Consider the following 13510-nt stretch of genomic DNA (forward strand, 5'->3'; position numbering starts at 1 on the left):
TGTCCCCTTCGCGTGCGGTGCGTGTGGCCCGCGGAGTCAGTGCGGCGCGCGCAGCAGGGTCCCACCGGCCTTGGGCCCCGTCAGACCGCCGCCGACGATCTGCGGCACCGGCTTGGAGTGGGGCGCGCAGACCGCGTCCTTCTCGCCTGCGTCGCCTTCGAGGAGGTAGGTCTCGACACGCTTGTTGATGCAGGGATTGGGGACGTTGGTGACGCCGTGCGACCCGGCGTCCCGCTCGGTGATCAGGCGTGAGCCCTTGAGCCGTTTGTGCACTTCGAGGGCACCGGCGTACGGCGTGGCGGCGTCCCGCTCGGACTGGGCGATCAGCACGGGCGGCAGCCCCTTGCCCGCGCCGACCTCCACCGGCTGCTGCTGCTCGACGGGCCAGGTCGCACAGGGAAGGTTCAGCCAGGCGTTCGACCAGGTGAGGAACGGGTTCTTCTCGTGCAGCCGGGTGTTGTCCCGGTCCCACTTGTTCCAGCTGGTGGGCCACTTGGCGTCGGTGCACTCGACGGCCGTGTAGACGGCGTTGCCGTTCTCCGCGGCCTTGTTGCCGGCCTTGTCGGACATGTCAGGGCCGGCAGCCTCGACGAGAGCCTTCTCATCACCCTTGAGGTGCGACGACCACGCCTTGGCGACGGGGGCCCACATCTGGTCGTAGTAGGGGGCGTTCTGGAAGAACGCCAGCAGTTCGGCCGGTCCGACGACGCCGCCGAAGGGCTTCTCCTTCGCCTCGGCCCGCAGCTTCTTCCACTGCGCCTCGACCTTCGCCGCGGTGTCGCCGATTCCGTAGGTGCTGTCGTGCTCGGCGACCCACTTCGTCCAGTCCTTCCAGCGGCCCTGGAAGGCGACGTCCTGATCGAGGTTGTTCTGGTACCAGATCTGGTCGCGGGAGGGGTTGACGACGCTGTCCACGACCATGCGGCGCACGTGCGTGGGGAAGAGGGTGCTGTAGACGGAGCCGATGTAGGTGCCGTAGGAGACGCCGAGGTAGTTCAGCTTCTTGTCGCCCAGCGCGGCACGGATCACGTCGAGGTCGCGGACGGTGTTGGGCGTCGTCATGTGCGGCAGAAGGCTGCCGCTGCGCTCCTTGCAGCCGTCGGCGTACTCCTTGGCCAGCTTGCGCTGAGCCTGCTTGTCCGCCTCGTCGTCCGGCACCGGGTCCGGCTTCGGAGCCTTGACGAACTCCTGGGGGTCCATGCACGAGATGGGCGCGGAGTGGCCGACACCCCGCGGATCGAAGCCCACGAAGTCGTACGCCCTGGCCGTCTTGGTCCACAGGGGGTTGTCCCTGGTCACGCGAGTGGGGAAGGACATGCCGGAGCCGCCCGGACCGCCCGGGTTGTAGACCAGGGAGCCCTGGCGCTCGTCCTTGCCTCCGGTGCTCTCGGCACGGTCGAGGGCGATCTTGATGGTGCGGCCGCCGGGGTCTGCGTAGTCGACGGGGACAGTGACGAATCCGCACTGGATCGGCTTGGCGAGGCCCCAGTCCTCGGGGCAGTCCTTCCAGTCGACGCCTTCCTTGGCCGCACGCGCGGCCGCGGCCTTCACCCCACGGGCCTCCGCAGCACCGCCGGGCGAGGCCTGGCCGCTACCGGAGTCCGCGAACGCCGACGGGACGGCGAGGAGACTCGCTGTGAGCGCCGCTGCGCCGGCGGCGGCGATGCTTGAATTCCGTATGATCACTGGGGGCTCCCCTGAAGTGGTGGCCGCTGGACGCAACAGTGATCGTTGATCACAGTTCCGCCGATCCTTCCTGTCCACCGCGGGCAGGGGACAGAGCACGTTTGCGATCTTTACCAAGTCGTTTCTACCGGCACTGTCTGCGGCGCGCCTGCGCAGCGCGTCCATCCGGGGCAGCGGGTCGTGACGGGCCTCGTGCCGCAGCCGTGGGTCATTTCCCGCGCGGTGGTGGGAAGTTGGCCGGCAGTCACTGCTCGGCTTGCTCCGCCTCCCGCAGGTCCAGGACGTTCACGGTCGCCAACACCCGCAGGCCCTCCTGGAATCCGGGCGGGTCCATGCCGCCGAAGAGCGCCTGACCCCCCGCCGGGCCCGGGAGCCACACTGCTGCTGCGCTCCGCCGGCCTCCTCGGCGGCAGGGTCTCCGGCTCGCCGGTGCACGTGCTCACCGCACAGGCCGACACTGGGCTCACGCTCGTTTCACGGCCGGCAGCGGGCGATGCCTCGGGCACCAACGGGCCGACCCGGATCCGGGGCGCCAAGCACCGGCCGTACGCGGCCTGTTGGAGGACGAGCGGCGCATGGCGCCCTTGTTCGTCTCATATCCGGATGTGCCGGCACCTCCGGTCGCGACTCTCCGTATGCCGCAACCCCCCGTCCGGTAAACGCTCTTGACGGCGCGGTGACGGCCGGATGATTCTCTTGTGGACGCAACACCGAGCAGTAACTTCGAACCCCCCACACAGCATCGGAGTACCTGTGATCCGCAAAGAGAAGCGTCGCGTTCTCATAGTCGCCTCCGCCAGCACCGCGCTGGCGGCTTCCCTTCTCGGGGCAGGCGCCGCTCAGGCGGCCAAGCCCGAGCAGGCCGCCGCGCCCGACATCTCCGTCGACAGCGTCCAGAAGGACCTCAAGGAACTGCAGTCGGTGGCCGAGGAGAACGGCGGCAGCCGCGCGCACGGCGAACCGGGATTCAAGGCGTCCATCGACCTCATCAAGAAGAAGCTCGACGAGGCCGGATTCGAGACCGAGGTCCAGGAGTTCGACCACGGCGGGAAGACGGGCTACAACCTCATCGCCGACTGGCCCAAGGGCGGCTCCGAGGACAGCACGGTGATGGCCGGCTCCCACCTGGACTCGGTGGGCAGCGGCCCCGGCATCAACGACAACGGTTCGGGCTCCGCCGGAATCCTCGAAGTCGCCCTCGCCGTCGCCAAGGAGAACCTGGAGCCGAAGAAGCATCTGCGCTTCGCATGGTGGGGCGCCGAGGAGCAGGGTCTGGTCGGCTCGCGCAACTACGTCGACAGCCTCTCCGAGGGCGATGTGAAGAAGATCAGCACCTACCTCAACTTCGACATGATCGCCTCGCCCAACGCGGGCTACTTCGTCTACGACGACGACGCTGCCGTGCAGAAGGTCTTCAAGGACTACTTCGAGTCCAAGGACATCACCACGGAGACCTCCTCCGAGGTCGGCGGCCGCAGCGACCACGCCTCGTTCAAGGACGCCGGGGTGACCGTCGGCGGCACCTTCACCGGCGCCGGCGAGACCATGACCGAGGAGCAGGCCAAGCAGTGGGACGGCAAGGCGGGCGAGCCGTACGACAGCTGCTACCACTCGGAGTGCGACGACGTCTCGAACGTCAACGAGAAGGCGCTCGACCTGAACAGTGACGCCATCGCGCACGCCGTGTGGGAGCTCAGCTCCTAGACCTCAGCACAGCTTCCTCCGAGGGAGGCGGCGCGGGGCCCGGTCCCGTGCTCCTCAACTCTCCCGGCCCGGCCGCCTGTTACCGGTGGCCGGGCCGCGGTGCTCCGCGGCGATCCCGAAACGCTGCCGTTCGCCTTGAGCGGAGGGCACATCGCCCACCGCCGAGACGGTGCTGACCACGCCCTCCTCGTCCGCCGCGTTGAGCTTTTCGAGTTTCTCCAGGTCAGCAGCCGATACGAGCGCCACCAGCGGCTTGCCGTGGCGCGTCACCACCACACGCTCGCTGCCGTAGACCACGCGGTTGATCAGATCCGCGAGGGCAGCGCGTGCTTGCGTCACCGGAATCTCGTACGTCATGCTCCCAGCATAACGTCATGTACGTCCTGTACATTTTTGACGTTCCAGCCCTGACCGAGGGAGAGATGTCGCGATGCCCGGCAGACCGTCAGCCCGTTACGTGCTTCCCGAGTTGACCGAGCGCACCAGCAATGGAGTGCGCACCCTCGATCCGTACTCCAAGCTCCTGGAGGAGCGGATCGTCTTCCTGGGCACGCAGATCGACGACGCCGCCGCGAACGACGTCATGGCCCAGCTCATCCACCTCGAGGCGGCGGCCCCGGACCGGGACATCTCGCTGTACATCAATTCCCCGGGCGGCTCGTTCACCGCGATGTCGGCGGTCTACGACACGATGCGGTACGTCAGCTGCGACATCGAGACCGTGTGCCTGGGGCAGGCGGCCTCGTCGGCGTCCGTGCTGCTGGCCGCCGGAACGCCCGGCAAACGGCTGGCACTTCCCGGCGCGCGCATCGTCATCCATCAGCCGGCCTTCGCCGAGCCCGTGCACGGGCAGGCCGACGATCTGGCCATCCAGGCGAAGGAGCTGCTGCGCACGCGGGAGCTGCTGGAGGAGATGTACGTACGGCACACCGGGCAACCCCTGGAGACCGTGCGCGCGGACCTGGAGCGCGACAAGATCTTCGACGCCGAGGGCGCAGTGGCGTACGGGCTGGTCGACCGTCTCACCGCCGCCCGCGGGACCGGCGGCTCCGGCCGGCCGCCGTCCGGGAGGTGAGGGACGGTGCGTCCTCCCGAGCTGCCTCCGCTGCCCGCACTGACCCGCGCGGAGTGCCAGGTGATCGACGCGTATCTGGAGGTCGTCGATGCACTGGGGCGCATCAACCCGGCGCGGGGCGAGCACACCTACAGCAGACTGCGCGCGGCACAGGCACTGGTGGTCAAGGCCGCGGCGCTGCGCGACGCCCTGACGCTGATGCACGAGCGCGGTGAGAGCGAACTGCACAGCACAACGATGGCAACCGCGCTGCGCGTACTGGACGGTGAGCGGCGCTCCTCGCTGGTGGGTCTGCCACCAGCCCCTCCGCGCGCCGGCGGAGGGGCGGCCTGAGGGAGGGTCCGCCCGAGGGAGCCGGGGCGGAGAGAGCCACCGGGGCCTCGGCCCGCGGCCCGCTCAGCGGGCTCCGGGCGGCGCCGTGCGGGCGATGGTGCCGGCGGCCGACTCCAACTGCTCCTCGCTCAGGCCGGCGTGCGCCGTCAGGCGAAGCCGGGAGATGCCGTCCGGGACCGAGGGCGGTCTGAAGCAGCCCACCTGAAGGCCGGCCGCACGGCACTCCGCCGCCCAGCGCACGGCGTCCTCGGGGGCGGGCGCCCGCACGGAGATCACAGCTGCGTCGGGGCGGCCGGCGCGCAGCCCGGCAGCCGTCAGCCTCTCGTACAGGAGGGCGGCGGCGGCCCGTGCGCGGCGGGAGCGTTCCGGCTCGCGCCGCACGATGCGCAGGGCGGCCAGCGCGGCACCGGCGGCCGCAGGGGCGAGCCCGGTGTCGAAGATGAAGGTGCGGGCCGTGTCGACGAGATGTCCGATGACGTGGGCCGGTCCGAGGACCGCGCCGCCCTGGCTGCCGAGGGACTTGGAGAGGGTGACGGTGGCGACCGTGCCGGGGGCACCGGCGAGGCCGGCGGCGTGCAGTGCCCCCCGGCCGCCCTCGCCCAGCACGCCGAGGCCGTGGGCGTCGTCGACGAGGAGGGCCGCGCCGTGCCCACGGCACACCTCGGCGAGTGCGGTGAGCGGTGCCGCGTCGCCGTCGACGGAGAAGACGGAGTCGGTGACGGCGAGCGCCTGCCCGCCGTGGCCGTCCAGGACCTTGGCCACGGCGTCGGGGTCGGCGTGCGGTACGACGGTGGTCCCGGCGCGGGAGAGGCGGCAGCCGTCGATGAGCGAGGCGTGGTTGCCCGCGTCGGAGACCAGCAGACCTCCGGGCGAGGTCAGAGCGGTGAGCGCGGCGAGGTTCGCCGCATAGCCGGAGGAGAAGACGAGTGCCGCCTCGAATCCGCAGAACTCGGCTAGATCCGCCTCGAGTTCGGCGTGCAGTGCCGTGGAACCGGTGACCAGGCGCGAGCCGGTGGAGCCGGCTCCCCACAGGTGCGCCGCCGCCGCGGCGGCCCCGGTCACCTCGGGGTGGCGGGCGAGGCCGAGATAGTCGTTTCCGGCCAGGTCGAGCAGCGGGGAACCGGCGGCGCGGGGGCGCAGCTCACGCACCAGCCCGGCGCGCTGCCGGTCGGCGCGGGCACGCCGGGTCCACGCGAAGGGGTCCCCGCCCTGCGCCTGCCGCGCATCGTGCCCGGCGTCGCCGGGCACGTCCGACGCACCGGTGGCCCCACGGGACTCGTCGGGCATGGGTCTTCCTCCTGGTTTCCGGCCGGCCGGGCTCCGTCCGGCTCAGCGCCGGTTCCGTTTCCTGCCGCGCATCGTGCCCGCCCGCGGCAGGAAACGGAACCTGGGGGCCGGGACCGGCAACGGGGCGCGCCGAGAGCGGGCTTTTGTCGGCACTCCATAGACGGTAGCCCGTTGCGCGCAGGGTGGTGGTGTGGCGATACACACACCGGCCCCGGCCGGTGTTGTGAGTTCCACCCTTGGCCTTGAGCGGCGAAGTTGCAAAGATCGCCGTCATGGAGCTGCTGAATGACTTGGTGGACAAAGGTCTGCGCCGCGAGCTGCCGACACGTGACGAGGCACGCGCCGTTTTGGAGACCTCCGACGATGAATTGCTGGACGTGGTGGCCGCGGCCGGAAAGGTGCGGCGCCACTGGTTCGGGCGGAGGGTGAAGCTCAACTACCTCGTCAACCTCAAGTCCGGGCTGTGCCCCGAGGATTGCTCGTACTGCTCGCAGCGGCTCGGTTCGCAGGCGGAGATCCTCAAGTACACCTGGCTGAAGCCCGACGAGGCGACCTCGGCCGCCGAGGCGGGGCTCAAGGGCGGCGCGAAGCGGGTCTGTCTGGTGGCCAGCGGCCGTGGACCGACGGACCGCGACATCGACCGCGTCTCCAAGACCATCAGCGCCATCAAGGAGCAGCACGAGGGCGTCGAAGTGTGCGCCTGCCTCGGCCTGCTCTCCGACGGCCAGGCCGCCCGCCTGCAGGAGGCCGGCGCCGACGCCTACAACCACAACCTCAACACCTCCGAGGCGACGTACGGGGACATCTGCACCACCCACGACTACTCCGACCGGCAGGAGACGGTGCGTCAGGCGCAGAGCGCCGGCCTGTCGGCCTGTTCCGGGCTCATCGCGGGCATGGGCGAGAGCGACGAGGACCTCGTGGACGTGGTCTTCGCGCTGCGCGAGATGGACCCGGACTCGGTACCGGTCAACTTCCTCATCCCCTTCGAGGGGACGCCGCTGGCGGATGAGTGGAACCTGACTCCGCAGCGGGCGCTCCGCATCCTCGCGATGGTGCGGTTCGTGCACCCGGATGCGGAGGTGCGGCTGGCCGGCGGACGCGAGGTGCATCTGCGGTCGATGCAGCCGCTCGCGCTGCATCTCGCCAACTCCGTCTTCCTCGGCGACTACCTGACCAGCGAGGGGCAGGCGGGCCAGTCCGACCTGGAGATGATCGCGGACGCCGGGTTCGAGGTCGAGGGCACGGACACCACCACGCTGCCCGAACACCGGGAGCAGCCCGGGCAGCGCCCCGAGGACCTGGTCACCGTGCGCCGGCGGGGAGCCGGCACCGCTCTGCCGCCCAATGCCTGAGCCCGCCCGCATTCCCGTGGAGAGCGCCCCCCTCCCCCAAGACCCGCTGAGCCCGGGTGAGTTGCTCGACCTGGACCGGCGGCACGTCTGGCATCCGTACGGGCCCATGCCGGGGCGCACCGCACCGCTGGTCGTCGAGTCGGCATCCGGGGTGCGTCTGCGCCTGGCCGAGGAGTTCTGCGGGCGGCGGGAGCTGGTGGACGGAATGTCCTCCTGGTGGTCGGCCGTGCACGGCTACAACCACCCGGTTCTCAACGAGGCGGCGCACACCCAGCTGGAACGCATGAGCCATGTCATGTTCGGCGGGCTGACGCACGAGCCGGCCGTGCGGCTCGCGAAGCGGCTCGTGAACATCACGCCGGAAGGCCTCGAACACGTCTTCCTCGCCGACTCCGGGTCGGTCTCGGTCGAGGTCGCCGTCAAGATGTGCCTGCAGTACTGGCGTTCGCGGGGGCGGGCGGCGAAGCGGCGGCTGATGACGTGGAGGGGCGGCTACCACGGTGACACCTGGCATCCGATGTCCGTGTGCGACCCGGAAGGGGGCATGCACGAGCTGTGGTCGGGGGTGCTCCCACGGCAGGTCTTCGCCGACGCCCCGCCCTCCGGTTTCGGCGCGGCACCGGACGAGAGCTATGTGCGGCACCTCCACGAGACGATCGCGCGGCACGCGGACGAGCTGGCCGCGGTGATCGTGGAGCCGGTCGTGCAGGGAGCGGGAGGCATGCGCTTCCACTCCCCCGCGTACGTGCGGGCGCTGCGCGAGGCCTGCGACGAGCACGACGTCCTGCTCGTACTCGATGAGATCGCCACCGGTTTCGGGCGCACCGGAGCCCTCTTCGCCGCGGAGCACGCAGGTGTCGTACCGGATGTGATGTGCCTCGGCAAGGCGCTGACCGGCGGTTACCTCACGCTTGCCGCGGCGTTGTGCACCCCACGCGTGGCCGAGGGGATCTCGCAGGGTGAGGTGCCGGTACTGGCGCACGGCCCGACCTTCATGGGGAACCCGCTCGCCACGGCCGTCGCGGACGCCTCCGTCGGTCTGCTCCTGGAGGGGGACTGGGCGGGCGAAGTGCGCCGCATCGAGAACGGGCTGCGCGAGGGGCTGGCTCCTGCCTCCGAGCTGGCCGGTGTGACGGACGTACGGGTGCTCGGTGCCATCGGTGTCCTCCAGCTCCGCCACAACGTCGACATGGCCGCCGCGACCCGGGCTGCCGCCCGCAGCGGCGTATGGCTGCGGCCCTTCCGCGACATGGTCTACGCGATGCCTCCTTACGTGACGAGCGACGAGGACGTGGCGGCGATCTGTACGGCGATGCTGGCCGCGGCGGCGGAGGGCTGAGGCGGTGCGGGGAATCATCGTCGTCACAGGGACGGGCACGGAGGTCGGCAAGACGGTCGCCACGGCGGCGATGGCAGCGGCAGCCCTGGAGCGGGGTCTGTCGGTGGCGGTCCTGAAACCCGCCCAGACCGGTGTGGCGGCGGGTGAGCCCGCCGATGTGGAGACGGTGCGGCAGCTGGCGGGCGAGGAGGTCACCGGAGCCGAACTCGCCCGCTATCCGGAGCCGTTGGCGCCCGGGACCGCCGCGCGGCGCTCGGGCCTCGCCTGCGTGGCCCCCGCGCAGATCGCGGAGGCCGCGCGGCGGCTGGCGCACGTGCACGACCTGGTGCTGGTGGAAGGCGCGGGCGGGCTGCTCGTACGGTTCGACGACGCCGGGGCGACCCTCGCGGACGCGGCAAGGCTTCTGGATGCGGAGGTGGTGGTGGTCGCCGCCGCGGGTCTGGGCACGCTCAACGCGACGGCGCTGACCACGGAGGCCCTGCGCGCCCGCGGACTGCGCACGCGCGGCGTGGTGATCGGCAGCTTCCCCGCCGAGCCCGATCTGGCGACGCGCTGCAACGTGGAGGATCTTCCGGCGGCGTCCGGAGCGGCGCTGGCGGGGGCGCTGCCCGCGGGGGCAGGTGCGATGAGCACCCCCGACTTCCGTGCGGCGGCGCCGAGCTGGCTCACCGGCAGGCTCGGCGGCAGCCGTAAGGCGTCCGACCCTCGGAGTCCGGCCCTCGGCATCTGACCTCGGCGTCTGCCCCCCCGGCCCCGGCCGGTTCCCGTGGCCGCGACGTGCGCGTGCCGTCCGGCTGCTCGGCAGCGACGCCGGGAGGCAGTGCGCCCTGCTGCCGCCCACAGCCGTCGGCCCGGGGGCGCCGCGCGGGTCAGCTCGTCCAGGTGCGCAGTTCGAGGGCGATGTCGCGCACGCCCGCAGAGCCGTCCTTGACGAGCCACGCCAGGTCGCGGATCTTCTCGGGAGACACCTGGACCCGCAGCCCGCTGGCGACGAGGTATCCGTAGGCGACGGCGCACGCGAACAGGGCATTGCCCCGTTCCAGCGCGGGCACGTGGAGCAGAAGCTGCAGCAGCGCGGCGGCCCGGTCCTGCGGCTCGGCGTAGACGGGGCGCTCGAATATGGTCGCTTCGTGCCTGCTGACGGCGGCGACGAGGGCCCCGTAGTCGGTGACACGGGGGTCACCGGGAGCCTTGGACTCCGCGACCATCAGAAGCCAGGCGAGGTCGATGCGGAGAGTCACGTACGCGGAAGACCCTCGCTCTCGCGGTGTCCGGACTCCGGAAACTCCTCCGCGAAGACCGACTCGTAGCTCTTCATGAACTCCGACGCCGCTTCGACGAACGTCTGCCCCGCCTCCCCGGCGTCGCGCTCGACCAGCTCCTCGATGTAGCGGTTCATGCTCACTCCCCGCTCGAGGGCGCGCTCTCGCGCCGTGTGTGCGGTCGCTTCATCCACCCGGACGTTCAGCTGAGTCTTCGACACACGTCAAAGCTAGCACTCAACTGCTAGCAGTGGCTATGGGCGGGGTCGAGCTGCCCCTTGCACGGCCGGATCCCGCTGTCAGTGCCCTGCCCTACAGTTCTGCGCCGTGACGGGCTGCGGGGGAATTCCGCACCGGACCGGCGGAGGGGGAGCAGCCGTGAGCTGGACGGGATGGGCCGTGGTCGTGCTGGTGGCCGTCGTCGGCGGATGGATGCTCTTCGACGGGCTGCACGCGCTGATCACGGGCGACTTCGTGACGCCCGCCGGCGGAACGCACGCCGGCCGGCTGGGCCCGTGGGCGGACCTGGTCTCCGGCATCGGGGGCGATCCCAGATCGCTGCTGGTCAAGTGGACTTTCGTCGGGTACGCGGCGGCGTACCTCATCTCAGTGGCGGCCTTCGCCGCGGGAGCGGTGCAGGCATGGTGGGCGGTGGCGCTCCTCGCCGTGCTCGGACTGTGGTACCTGCCGTTCGGAACGGTGGCGAACCTGGTAGTGCTGGTGCTCCTGCTCACGCCCTCGCTCCGCATACGCAGCTGACGCCGGACTGCAGCGTCCCCCGGGCCGAACCCCTGATGCGGGCCGCATACGACCCGCCTTCCGGGGAACTCGCCGCCGACCCCGTCCGTCTACGATGAACAACCGACGTCGCTCCCGGCCCCCGGGCCGGTGACGCCCACGCCCCCGCGCCGAGCAGGGCACCCCTGAACGAAAGGTGTGAGAGTCCGCCCATGGGCGACCCTCCCAACAGCACACAGCACCGTGACCGGCACGGCGCGAGCGCCACGTCCCGCCCCGCACCGCCCACCGTGTCCCGCCAGGTGCTTCTGTCTCCCGCGGAGGCGGCCCGGTGACCGAGGTGCTCTTCCTCCTCCTCGCTCTGCTGCTCGCCCTGGCCTGCGGCGCGTTCGTCGCCGCCGAGTTCTCGCTGACGACGGTGGAGCGCGCCGATCTGGAACGCTCCGTGCAGCGCGGCGAGCGGGGCGCGCGCAGCGCGATGGCGGCGGTGCGGTCGCTGACGTTCCAGCTCTCCGGTGCACAGCTCGGGATCACGGTCACCAATCTGGTCGTCGGCATGCTGGCCGAGCCGTCGATCGCGAAGCTGATCGCCGGCCCTCTGAGAGCCCTCGGGGTGCCGTCCTCCGCGGCGCCCTCCGCCGCGCTCGTCCTCGGCACCGCGCTGTCCACACTCGTGCTGATGGTGGTCGGCGAGCTCGTCCCGAAGAACTGGGCGATCTCCAGACCGCTGGCCATCGCCAAGGCGGTCGCCACCCCGCAGCGGGCCTTCTCCGCGCTCTTCCGTCCGCTGATCCGGCATCTGAACAACACGGCCAACCGGATCATGCACCGGATGGGCCTCGAACCGACCGAGGAGCTGGCCTCCGCGCGCTCTCCCCGCGAACTCGTCGCGCTCGCCCGCCACTCGGCCAAGGAGGGCGCGCTGGAGCCGGACACGGCCGACCTGTTCGTGAGGACGCTGCACCTGCCGGAGCTGACGGCCGAGAACGTCATGACCCCGCGCGTGCAGGTCACGTCGCTGGATGTGCAGGCCAACGCCGAGGACGTCGCCAACGCCACCCGTGCCACGGGCCTCTCCCGCTTCCCCGTCGTGCGCGGCGGCCTCGACACCGTCGTCGGCATCGTCCGGATCAAGGACGTGCTGGCGGTGCCGGCGGATGATCGTGTGCGCTGTCCGGTGACGGACCTGATGCGCGAGCCGCTGCTCGTGCCCGAGTCACTGACCGTGGACCGGCTGCTGGACCGCATGCCGGGCGGGGACAGGAGCATTGCCGTCGTCATCGACGAGTACGGCGGCACGGCCGGTGTCGTCACGCTCGAGGACATCATCGAGGAAGTCGTGGGAGAGGTGCGCGACGAGCACGACCCGCAGGAACCCCCGGACCTCGCCCCGGCAGGCCGCGACCCGGACGGGCGGCGCGTCTTCGACGCCGACGGCGCCACTCGCATCGACCAGCTGGAGACCATCGGCCTGCGGGCTCCCGAGGGCCCGTACGAGACGCTGGCCGGGCTGGTCGCGACCGGGCTCGGCCGGATCCCCGAGCGGGGTGACTCACTGGACGTCGCGGGCTGGCACATCGAGGTCGTCGATGCGCACGGACGCCGTGCCGCCCGCTCGCAGCTCACCGCTCCGCCCGAGCCCGGCGAGGAGCACGGCGCCGACGAGGCCGAGGAGGAGGTGGATCACCGATGACTGCGATCCAGCTGTTCATCGGACTGCTGACGCTCGTCGCCAACGCCTTCTTCGTGGGCGCGGAGTTCGGGCTGATCTCCGTGCGTCGCGCACAGATCGAACCGCTCGCGGAGAACGGGGACCGGCGGGCCCGCAGTGTCCTGTGGGGCCTGGAGAACGTCTCCGCCCTGCTGGCGGCGGCGCAGCTGGGCATCACGCTCTGCACGCTGGTGCTCGGTGTCGTGGCCGAACCCGCCATCGAGCATCTCCTGGAGCCCCTCTTCCACCTGGTGGGCGTCAGCGACGGCCTCGCCGGCATCATCTCCTTCGTCATCGCTCTGACGGCGGCCACGTACGCGCACATGCTGCTGGGCGAGATGCTGCCGAAGAACATCGCTCTGGCCGGTCCGGAGCGTGCGGCGCTGCTGCTGGGCCCGCCGCTGGTGGCGCTGGCGCGGGCGCTGCGTCCGGTGATCTTCACGGTGAACGCGTTCGCCAACAGCCTGCTGAAGCTGCTGCGTGTGGAGCCCAAGGGCGAAGTCGTCTCGACGTTCTCCGACGACGAGCTGGCGCAGATGGTCGCCGACTCCAGCGAGGCGGGTCTGCTGGACGCCGGCTCCACGGAACGTCTGCGGGACGCGCTGGAGCTCGGGCGGCGTCCCGTCGGCGCCGTCGCCAAGCCCACCGAGGAGGTCGTCGCCGCCCGCCTGGGAGTGACACCCGAGGAGCTGGAGCAGCTCGCGGCCAGCTCGGGCTTCTCCCGCTTCCCGGTGGTCGACAGCAAGGGCCGCGCTCTGGGATATCTGCACGTCAAGGACGCGCTGGACGCCCTCCCCCGCGACGCGGCCTTCCCCGCCACGGCGATGCGGCCGATCGCCCGGGTCCACGCCTCGATGCCGCTCGACGACGTTCTGGGAGCGATGCGCTCCAGCAGCACGCATCTCGCCGCGGTGATGGACGACGGCGGACGCACGGCGGGAGTGGTCACGATGGAGGACGTGCTGCGCGAGCTGGTGCACCGCAGTCCGGAGGAGGAGCCATACGAGCGGTGAAAGGTCG

At 71.1% G+C, this 13510-nt stretch carries 14 protein-coding genes; 9 read left to right on the forward strand and 5 right to left on the reverse strand.

What is annotated here, in order from left to right; translation table 11 throughout:
* Positions 1–36 precede the first annotated feature (36 nt).
* Positions 37–1686 carry an alpha/beta hydrolase gene (locus H180DRAFT_RS28095; protein WP_254666221.1) on the reverse strand — a complete coding sequence of 550 codons (1650 nt, stop codon included), beginning with the start codon at positions 1684–1686 and terminating at the stop codon, positions 37–39.
* 753 nt (positions 1687–2439) lie between these two features.
* Between H180DRAFT_RS28095 and H180DRAFT_RS28100 the strand changes: the two genes are divergently transcribed.
* The gene (locus H180DRAFT_RS28100; RefSeq protein ID WP_055488974.1) at positions 2440–3390 is read left to right on the forward strand and encodes a M28 family metallopeptidase; all 951 of its coding nucleotides are present in this window, start codon (positions 2440–2442) and stop codon (positions 3388–3390) included.
* Positions 3391–3444: 54 nt separating this feature from the next.
* Here H180DRAFT_RS28100 and H180DRAFT_RS28105 read toward each other — a convergent pair whose 3' ends face one another.
* Positions 3445–3747 (reverse strand): type II toxin-antitoxin system Phd/YefM family antitoxin, encoded by a 303-nt coding sequence (locus H180DRAFT_RS28105; RefSeq protein ID WP_055488975.1) that lies wholly within the window; start codon positions 3745–3747, stop codon positions 3445–3447.
* A 73-nt stretch (positions 3748–3820) separates the two neighbouring features.
* Between H180DRAFT_RS28105 and H180DRAFT_RS28110 the strand changes: the two genes are divergently transcribed.
* Together H180DRAFT_RS28110 and H180DRAFT_RS28115 are read left to right on the forward strand one after the other, a co-directional pair.
* Positions 3821–4465 (forward strand): ATP-dependent Clp protease proteolytic subunit, encoded by a 645-nt coding sequence (locus tag H180DRAFT_RS28110; RefSeq protein ID WP_055488976.1) that lies wholly within the window; start codon positions 3821–3823, stop codon positions 4463–4465.
* Between the two features lie 6 nt (positions 4466–4471).
* Positions 4472–4798, forward strand: a complete 327-nt coding sequence (locus tag H180DRAFT_RS28115) for a hypothetical protein (protein WP_055488977.1) — start codon at positions 4472–4474, stop codon at positions 4796–4798.
* A gap of 63 nt (positions 4799–4861) precedes the next feature.
* Here the strand turns inward: H180DRAFT_RS28115 and H180DRAFT_RS28120 are convergent, their stop codons facing one another.
* Positions 4862–6085, reverse strand: a complete 1224-nt coding sequence (locus H180DRAFT_RS28120) for an 8-amino-7-oxononanoate synthase (protein ID WP_079100471.1) — start codon at positions 6083–6085, stop codon at positions 4862–4864.
* A gap of 272 nt (positions 6086–6357) precedes the next feature.
* On the opposite strand from H180DRAFT_RS28120, the gene bioB reads away from it, so the two are divergent.
* From bioB to bioD, 3 genes are read left to right on the forward strand one after another with little or no spacing between them, the layout of a single operon-like run.
* Positions 6358–7440, forward strand: coding sequence for a biotin synthase BioB (gene bioB, locus H180DRAFT_RS28125; protein WP_055488978.1), 1083 nt, complete (start codon positions 6358–6360; stop codon positions 7438–7440).
* Positions 7433–8779, forward strand: a complete 1347-nt coding sequence (locus H180DRAFT_RS28130) for an adenosylmethionine--8-amino-7-oxononanoate transaminase (RefSeq protein WP_055488979.1) — start codon at positions 7433–7435, stop codon at positions 8777–8779. Before bioB ends, H180DRAFT_RS28130 begins: the two co-directional genes overlap by 8 nt.
* 4 nt (positions 8780–8783) lie before the next feature.
* Positions 8784–9509, forward strand: a complete 726-nt coding sequence (gene bioD, locus H180DRAFT_RS28135; protein WP_055488980.1) for a dethiobiotin synthase — start codon at positions 8784–8786, stop codon at positions 9507–9509.
* Between the two features lie 139 nt (positions 9510–9648).
* Here bioD and H180DRAFT_RS28140 read toward each other — a convergent pair whose 3' ends face one another.
* Both H180DRAFT_RS28140 and H180DRAFT_RS28145 read right to left on the reverse strand, forming a co-directional pair.
* Positions 9649–10020 carry a hypothetical protein gene (locus H180DRAFT_RS28140; protein ID WP_055488981.1) on the reverse strand — a complete coding sequence of 124 codons (372 nt, stop codon included), beginning with the start codon at positions 10018–10020 and terminating at the stop codon, positions 9649–9651.
* Positions 10017–10262 carry a toxin-antitoxin system HicB family antitoxin gene (locus H180DRAFT_RS28145; RefSeq protein ID WP_055488982.1) on the reverse strand — a complete coding sequence of 82 codons (246 nt, stop codon included), beginning with the start codon at positions 10260–10262 and terminating at the stop codon, positions 10017–10019. The genes H180DRAFT_RS28140 and H180DRAFT_RS28145 overlap by 4 nt, the downstream gene beginning before the upstream one ends.
* A gap of 157 nt (positions 10263–10419) precedes the next feature.
* Here H180DRAFT_RS28145 and H180DRAFT_RS28150 point away from each other — a divergent pair, with 157 nt between their 5' ends.
* The 3 genes from H180DRAFT_RS28150 (at position 10420) to H180DRAFT_RS28160 (ending at position 13503) form a co-directional block, all read left to right on the forward strand.
* Positions 10420–10800, forward strand: a complete 381-nt coding sequence (locus tag H180DRAFT_RS28150; protein ID WP_055488983.1) for a hypothetical protein — start codon at positions 10420–10422, stop codon at positions 10798–10800.
* Positions 10801–11110: 310 nt separating this feature from the next.
* Entirely contained in the window at positions 11111–12472 is a 1362-nt protein-coding gene (locus tag H180DRAFT_RS28155; RefSeq protein WP_055488984.1) for a hemolysin family protein, read from the forward strand.
* A complete protein-coding gene (locus H180DRAFT_RS28160; RefSeq protein ID WP_055488985.1) occupies positions 12469–13503 on the forward strand; it encodes a hemolysin family protein in 1035 nt (344 codons plus the stop codon). The genes H180DRAFT_RS28155 and H180DRAFT_RS28160 overlap by 4 nt, the downstream gene beginning before the upstream one ends.
* Positions 13504–13510: the final 7 nt, after the last annotated feature.

This window comes from Streptomyces sp. WMMB 322, from assembly GCF_900090145.1.
Lineage (GTDB): Bacteria > Actinomycetota > Actinomycetes > Streptomycetales > Streptomycetaceae > Streptomyces.

What these genes read in the sequence shown, in the direction of transcription:
- H180DRAFT_RS28105 (WP_055488975.1), bottom strand. Translation starts at nt 3,747, where the DNA reads ATGACGTACGAGATTCCGGTGACGCAAGCACGCGCTGCCCTCGCGGAT.
- H180DRAFT_RS28110 (WP_055488976.1), top strand. Translation starts at nt 3,821, where the DNA reads ATGCCCGGCAGACCGTCAGCCCGTTACGTGCTTCCCGAGTTGACCGAG.
- H180DRAFT_RS28120 (WP_079100471.1), bottom strand. Translation starts at nt 6,085, where the DNA reads ATGCCCGACGAGTCCCGTGGGGCCACCGGTGCGTCGGACGTGCCCGGC.
- bioB (WP_055488978.1), top strand. Translation starts at nt 6,358, where the DNA reads ATGGAGCTGCTGAATGACTTGGTGGACAAAGGTCTGCGCCGCGAGCTG.
- H180DRAFT_RS28130 (WP_055488979.1), top strand. Translation starts at nt 7,433, where the DNA reads ATGCCTGAGCCCGCCCGCATTCCCGTGGAGAGCGCCCCCCTCCCCCAA.
- H180DRAFT_RS28160 (WP_055488985.1), top strand. Translation starts at nt 12,469, where the DNA reads ATGACTGCGATCCAGCTGTTCATCGGACTGCTGACGCTCGTCGCCAAC.